Origin of the sequence: Kamptonema formosum PCC 10802, from assembly GCF_000332335.1 — a bacterium.
Taxonomy (GTDB): domain Bacteria; phylum Cyanobacteriota; class Cyanobacteriia; order Cyanobacteriales; family Oscillatoriaceae; genus Oscillatoria.
The window spans coordinates 3,409,744-3,416,869 of record NZ_KB235948.1; the positions used below are offsets into that span (position 1 = coordinate 3,409,744).

3 protein-coding genes are annotated in these 7,126 nt (G+C 56.1%); 1 reads left to right on the top strand and 2 read right to left on the bottom strand.

Features of this window, described 5'->3' with window-relative positions; genetic code table 11:
- Positions 1 to 374 precede the first annotated feature (374 nt).
- Positions 375 to 2,771 carry a DNA helicase PcrA gene (gene pcrA, locus OSC10802_RS0114560; RefSeq protein WP_017717499.1) on the top strand — a complete coding sequence of 799 codons (2,397 nt, stop codon included), beginning with the start codon at positions 375 to 377 and terminating at the stop codon, positions 2,769 to 2,771.
- A gap of 161 nt (positions 2,772 to 2,932) precedes the next feature.
- Here pcrA and OSC10802_RS0114565 read toward each other — a convergent pair whose 3' ends face one another.
- Together OSC10802_RS0114565 and OSC10802_RS0114570 are read right to left on the bottom strand one after the other, a co-directional pair.
- The gene (locus tag OSC10802_RS0114565; protein WP_017717500.1) at positions 2,933 to 4,219 is read right to left on the bottom strand and encodes an FGGY-family carbohydrate kinase; all 1,287 of its coding nucleotides are present in this window, start codon (positions 4,217 to 4,219) and stop codon (positions 2,933 to 2,935) included.
- The gene (locus tag OSC10802_RS0114570; protein ID WP_017717501.1) at positions 4,219 to 6,684 is read right to left on the bottom strand and encodes a metallophosphoesterase family protein; all 2,466 of its coding nucleotides are present in this window, start codon (positions 6,682 to 6,684) and stop codon (positions 4,219 to 4,221) included. The genes OSC10802_RS0114565 and OSC10802_RS0114570 overlap by 1 nt, the downstream gene beginning before the upstream one ends.
- Positions 6,685 to 7,126 lie beyond the last annotated feature (442 nt).

The window sequence follows — 7,126 nt, forward strand, 5'->3', positions numbered from 1 at the left end:
CTAGACGAGCCTAAACTCGGACTGGCTGTGCGGTTTGTTTCAGCTGTAACTGCTTAGATTTTACCACATTCAAACCGGCTCGCAACCCAACTCGACAAGCCGGCTGCTTCCCGCACCCCCAACTCACCACCGGCGGGAGTAACAAAACTCAATATCGCCCCTCACCGAGTTTCGATACAATAGGATTGCCGGTTAATAGCGCGGGCCAGATGTCCGCCCCACACACGATGGGAGCATCCCATTTTTGCAAAGATTATCACCCTCACCCCCCTAACCCCCCTCTCCCAGGTCGGGAGAGGGGGGAAAGAATCAAGAATTCTCCCCTCACCCCAAAGTGGGAGAGGGGTTGGGGGTGAGGGGAGTACAAAAATAGGATGCCCCACACACGATTGCTCTCCTTCGGGCTACCCATGACTCAAAATACCGATTTTCTCCGCCAACTCAATCCCTCGCAGCGTCAAGCTGTCGAGCATTTCTGCGGTCCCTTGCTTGTGGTTGCTGGGGCCGGCTCCGGCAAAACGCGGGCCTTAACCTACCGGGTTGCCAACTTGATTCGCACGCACCGCGCCGATCCAGAAAATATCCTCGCCGTCACCTTTACCAACAAGGCGGCGCGGGAAATGAAAGATAGAATAGAGAAGCTGTTCGCTGGGCAACTGGCTTTGGAAAAATACGGCAAATCCTTGGAGGCGCTCGCAGATCACGAGCAGACCAGACTGCGATCTCGCGTCTACAAAACGATTATCAAACCCCTGTGGGTTGGCACGTTCCACAGTCTTTGCGCCCGCATCCTCCGCTACGATATCGAGAAATACCAGGACGAAAAAGGTCGCCGTTGGAAAAGCAATTTTTCCATCCTAGACGAAGATGATGTGCAGAAAATTATTAAAGATATCGTCGTCAACCAGCTGAACCTGGACAGCAAAAAGTTTGAGCCGCGTTCCGTGCGCTACGCGATTAGCAGCGCCAAAAACCAGGGCTTGACTCCCCGCGATTTCGAGCGGGAGCAGCCGAATTATCGGGGGAAGGTTATTGCTGACGTTTACAGCCGCTACCAAGACTCCCTCGCGGCAAACAACGCCCTCGACTTCGATGAGCTGATCAGGGTGCCGGTTGAGCTGTTCAAGCAAAACGAGTCGGTTCTGGGCTACTGGCATCTAAAATTCTGCCACATTTTGGTGGATGAGTATCAGGACACCAACCGCGTTCAGTATGACTTGCTGCGGCTGCTGGCGACGAACAACGAATCCCCCCAAACCTTTAAGAACTGGCAGAATCGCTCTATTTTTGTGGTGGGCGACGTTGACCAAGCCATTTACTCTTTCCGGATGGCGGATTTCAAGATTTTGCTGGATTTCCAGCAGGACTTTGGCGACGGTTTGCCGGATGAGGACACGCGCACGATGGTGAAGCTGGAGGAAAATTACCGCTCGACTGAGACTATTTTGGAAGTCGCCAACCAGCTGATTGAGAACAATACGGAACGGATTGAGAAAATCTTGCGCCCCACGCGCGGCGAGGGCGAGCCGGTTTATGTGCACCGTGCGGATGACGAGCTGGAGGAAGCTGAGTTTGTGGCTAGCCAGATTCGGGACATGGTGCGCGAGTCCCAGGAATTGCAGTGGGGCAGTTTTGCCGTTCTCTACCGCACGAACGCCCAGTCGCGCGTGTTTGAAGAGGCGATGGTGCGCTGGAATGTGCCTTACAAATTGGTGGGGGGTCTGAAGTTCTACGACCGCAAGGAAGTTAAGGATGTTGTAGCATATTTGCGGCTAATTGTCAACCCCTTTGACACGATAAGTCTGGTGCGAATTATCAATACGCCCCGGCGCGGGATTGGGGACACGACTGTGGACCGGCTGCTAACTGCTGCTAAGCAGCTGAATGTGCCGCTGTGGGAAATCCTCTGCGAGGAGGATTCGGTGAAAACTCTCGCTGGGCGCTCGGCTAAGAAGATTGTTGAGTTCGCTCAGATGATTGGCCGGTGGCAGGAAAAATTGCAGGAAGCGGATGAGGAAAACCCGATTCTCGGGTCGGAAATTGTCACCGGCATCCTGGAAGAATCGGGTTACATCCAAGAGTTGAAAACCCAGGGTACGGATGAAGCGCTCGACCGGCTGGCAAATGTCCAGGAACTCGTGAATGCGGTGCTGCAATATGAGGAAGAGAATGCCGGTGCGACTTTGCAAGACTTCCTCTCTAGCGCTGCTTTAATGGCGGATGTGGATAACTTGGAAGAGGGGCAAAACCGCGTCACGCTGATGACGCTGCACTCGGCGAAGGGGCTGGAATTTCCGGTGGTGTTCATGGTGGGTATGGAGCAGGGGCTGTTACCCCACTTTCGCAGTATGGATGACGCCGCAGCCCTTGAAGAAGAGCGCCGGCTGTGCTATGTTGGGATTACTCGCGCTCAAGACCGGCTCTTCCTTTCGCACGCGAAGGAGCGCCGCACTTGGGGAAATCGCCAGCTGGCTGCTCCTTCGGTGTTTTTGGGGGAATTGCCGAAACAGTTTCTCACGGGAAGTTTGGCAAAGCTCCGCGCCGCCAAGATGCCGGTGACGCCCCAGAAACAGGAAAATCCGAAATCCCAAACCCAAAATTCAAAATCGCTCGATTTGAAAGTGGGAGATCGGGTGATTCACGGAACGTTTGGGTTGGGGGAAGTCACCCACGTTTTTGGGGCTGGGAACAAAATGTCTGTGGCGGTTAAGTTTGCCGGTGCCCAGAAAATCCTCGATCCGAAAACTGCGCCGGTGCAGAAGGTGGAATAGCGCGGGAGTCTAGAAACAGTCAGAAACCCGGTTTCTTGAAGAAACCGGGTTTCTTAATTTGTGCGGATGGTGGAATAGCACAGGCGAGACGCCTGTGCTACGCCTTTCTTTGGTACGTCTTTCTTTGGCACAGGCGAGACGCCTATTGCACTTCAGAGGGTTCAATCCCCCACCCCCCGCATGGCTAAAAGCGCACTCCCGTAAGCCGCCTCCACACGCACCGGCACACTCACCGGCACCCCTAAATGGCGCTCCCGAATCCGCCGCCACGCCGGATTTTTCGCACCGCCACCCGCAGTATAAACTCGCGTTAAAGCAGTCGCGCCTAACTCCCGTAAAAGATGATACCCCCGCGCCTCAATTCGCGCCATACTTTCCAGCAAGCCGTGCAAAAACTCCACCGGCTCGTCTGGGCGCGGTTGCAGTCGCGGTTGCAGCTGCGAGTCGTTAATCGGGAAGCGCTCCCCCGGCTTCGTTAGCGGGTAGTAATCAAGCGGACTTTCTTTCTCGGTGCCGATGTGCCGGCTGAGACTTTCTAGCTCCGCATCGGTAAAGAATTGCCGCAGCACTGCGCCGCCGGTGTTGGAAGCGCCGCCTGCCAGCCACAAGTCGCCGAGCCGGTGGCTGTAAATGCCGTAGCGGGCGTCATCAATGCGGGTGCGGCTCAGCAGCTTCAGCACCAGGGTGGAGCCGAGGGAAGTGACCGCTTCTCCGGGTGATTCCGCACCGCTAGCGAGAAAGGCGGCGATGCTGTCAGTGGTGCCGGCGCACACGGCGCAATCCCGCCGCAACCCAAAGCGAGTGGCAATTTCTGCCGTCACTTCCCCCACCGGCTCCCCGGGCTTGACAATTTCCGGCAAATGCGGTAAGGATTGAATCTGGTAAATCCAGTCGGGATAGCGCAGGGTTTGGGGATCGTAACCCAGTTTCAAGGCGCTGTTATAGTCGCTGAAACCCAATTTTCCGTGCAGGAGAAACGCCAGCCAATCTGCTTGGTGCAGGAAATATTTTCCCCTTGTAGAGCGCTGAATCTCATCCCCACAGTTCAGCCACCAAAGCAATTTCGCCAGACTGGAAGTGGCGCTCAGCACGGTATGGTTTGCCGGTGCGATTTCCCTCAGGGATTCCATCACCGCCGCACCCCGCGCATCGCTGTAGAGCAGGGGTTCAGTCACCGGCACGCCGGCGCTATCGCACAGCAAAACAGTGGAGGAGGTGCCGTCGATAGCGATCGCCCTGAGCTGCCGGCGCACTTCCGGGGGGATTTGCTCGATCAGGGAAAACAGGGCAGTTTCCCAGAGTGCCGGCAAACCCCTTGCCGGTTCTTGCATGCCGGCTGCCGGCACTTCAAAAGCGCAAGACGCCTGCGCGTGGGGGGTGCCGGCGCTGTCAGTAGCGACAGCGCGCGCGCCAGAAGTGCCGAAATCGATGCCCAGGTAGAAGTTCATCAAGAAATGACCTTGAGTGGTGGCGGCGGAGCGTCAAGGCGCAGCGGCACAGAATACCGGCTGTAAACCGTGCTCCCTGGGTCCCAAGGCGCACGCCAGTAGATATCCTGGATGACGGTTTTGCCATCATCATTTTGCGACCATTTGAATGATACCACGCCCAGGTTGCTGTGCCCCACCACTTCGGAACCTTCTTGAACCCACTGATTTTGCATAAGGACAGACACCACACCCCCCAATAGTTTGAGCGCGGTCGAGTTGCCAAACTTATCGAAGGAAAGTGTGGGCGGCGGCACCGGCGACACCGGCTTTTTCTGCCACCCGGCGGCAACAGAGGCTTCCCGGCTCACCCACTCTATATTATAGCGCCAGTCCGGGAGAGAGTTGCTGTCTTTGGCAGCAATTTCCCAATACGTTTGCCCATTGCCACGGGTGCCATTCGTTTGCAGCAAAACCGGCCCCTTTTTGGGGAGATCCACATAGAGCGTCCGCACCTGTTCTGCAGTTTTGGCGATTTCAATAACTTGTGGCGGCTCGTTCCAGCCGGCCCAGTTTTGCACCGGCTCCTGCGCTGCAGATTTTACTTTTGTTTGCGCGATCTGCGTTAGCAACTCAGCATTTTTGAAAGCGCTCGACGTCAGCTGCGCCAGAACGCGCGGTTGCCAGGGGGCGTCGGAGCCCGATTTCGGGTCGCCAAAATGCCGGCGGGACCAGTAATTGAAGCGAACCGCGCTGGCGTAGTGAATGTCGCCCGACAGCAGCACCACGCGCTCCCGCTGCTTGAAGACTTCGGCGATCAGCCGGCTGAAACCCGCCTCATTCAAGTTCCAGGAATCGCCGACATCGCTGTGAAAAACATTGCCGGTCATCAAAGTCCAGCGCTGCACGATATCAATCAGGGACAAACTCACCAGATTCGTGGGAGCAACCACCACCGTCACCTCCATCTTAGCAGAGCCGGTTTGTGAGAGCGGTAGCTTGAGCTGTCTCTCAAAAGCGGTTGGACTCAAAAGCATTGGGGGGGCGAGCGTCTTGCCCTCGCCTTGCGGGTAGGCTCGCCAAGTGCGCGTGTCAAGGACAATCACTTCATGCTTGAAGCTCCTCACCGTATAGTGCCAGGTTATTGGCACCGTTCCATCCGGAGATTCCCGAGCTAAAATTAAAAAATCACCGTCGAGTTTTAGCTTGGGCTTGCCGGTTGCCGGATCTGTGGGGGGAATGCCGAGATATTTGGCAATCTCCCCCACCGCCGTCTGATCATTGCCCTCCGACTCAGACCACTTTTTCGCAGCATTCAGCAGTTTCTCACCATTCCGCCCGCTTTGGAACTGATCGGGCGTATTTCCCCACGCCTGAAAAGCGGCATACGCCAGCAACCCGTTGAGCACGACACGCCGCCCCAGCGGTTTGCTGAGCACGCGGTTGCACCATTCGCGATTCATGTACCAGTCATCGCTAATATCGTGGTCGTCAAAAATCGTGTAGACCGGCACATTAGCCAGGGCTCGCCGAACTTTCCACACATCGCAAGCGAACGCCTCAATCCCTGTGATTTCTTCATGCCACAGTTTCGCCAGCGCCGGCTCTTGTGGGGTATTCTCGCCCACGTTGGGGAAATCACTTTGCCACAGCACGGGCGACCATGCAAAGAGGTACATGGCCAAGTATTCCCCCAAGCTAAACAGGTGGCTTTTCGCCTTATCCGATTTGTTGATCAGCATCGCAGTCAGCCCGGCAGAATGTTCGGCGATATTGCTGCGGCTTCCCGGTAAAAGATCGCTGGGGTGTTTGTATTCCAAGCCGGCTGTGTGCTGTTGCGCCACCGGCAGTTTTTCTTCCCACCCCAGCAGGGTGTCACCGGCATCTGTGAGCCCCTGTAGCAGCACATCAGCCACGTCATCCCCATAAATTTGGTCGCCGGATAAAAACAGCTGGTGCGGTCGGGAATTGGGCTGTTTAGCGTTATACTCGATTAAGTCATCCAAGATTGCCAGCCCATCGGAACCTCCGCCGTGGGGCTTGCGGCAAGAACCGTGAACAATTCGCAAGTCGTTCAAGTCAGCCGGCGGCATGGCAAAAGTGGGCAGCCCGTGGTGGAAATAGCTAATGTTGGCGTTAGGAAAGCCGGCTGAGGTGAGTGCGCCTGCGAGATTGACTCCCCCGAAATCGAGGTCGTAGGCGCACATTTGCCCCGGTTCCAGACGGTTGCCACTCACCGGCACTGCGGTGACGGCGACGACGTGCAGGTATTTGCCCAGGGATACTGTGCGGCGCGTACCTGAGAATAGCACATCGCTGACGCTTTCGCCATTATTGCCGGTGGCGTGCACCCGGAGGGTGACTTCCCGGGCTTCCTTGAGGGCAACCCAAACTGTAACAGAATCCGGCTCTGTGCGCCGCAAAATTGGGCCGGCGAGGATGAGCGGAAGGCTGGCGATGCGCTGGCTCAAAGGTGTCCATGTCATGGGGTGTACCTCTGGATAGGTAGACGACTGTTCCTAGGATGACACAATTTGCCGGTGGTGCAAGGGGCGCTCCGTTTGTAGTTGGGCTTCAGCCCACCGTTTGTAGTTGGGCTTCCGCCCACAATTTGTAGTTGGGCTTCAGCCCACCGTTTGTAGTTGGGCTTCAGCCCCAAAGTTTGTAGTTGGGCTTTAGCCCAAAGTTTGTAGTTGGGCTTTAGCCCAAAGGTTCGTAGTTGGGCTTTAGCCCAAAGGTTCGTAGTTGGGCTTTAGCCCAAAGGTTCGTAGTTGGGCTTTAGCCCAAAGGTTCGCAGTTGGGCTTTAGCCCAAAGGTTCGCAGTTGGGCTTTAGCCCAAAAGTTCGCAGTTGGGCTTTAGCCCAAAGGTTCGTAGTTGGGCTTTAGCCCAAAGGTTCGTAGTTGGGCTTTAGCCCAGAAACCCGGTTT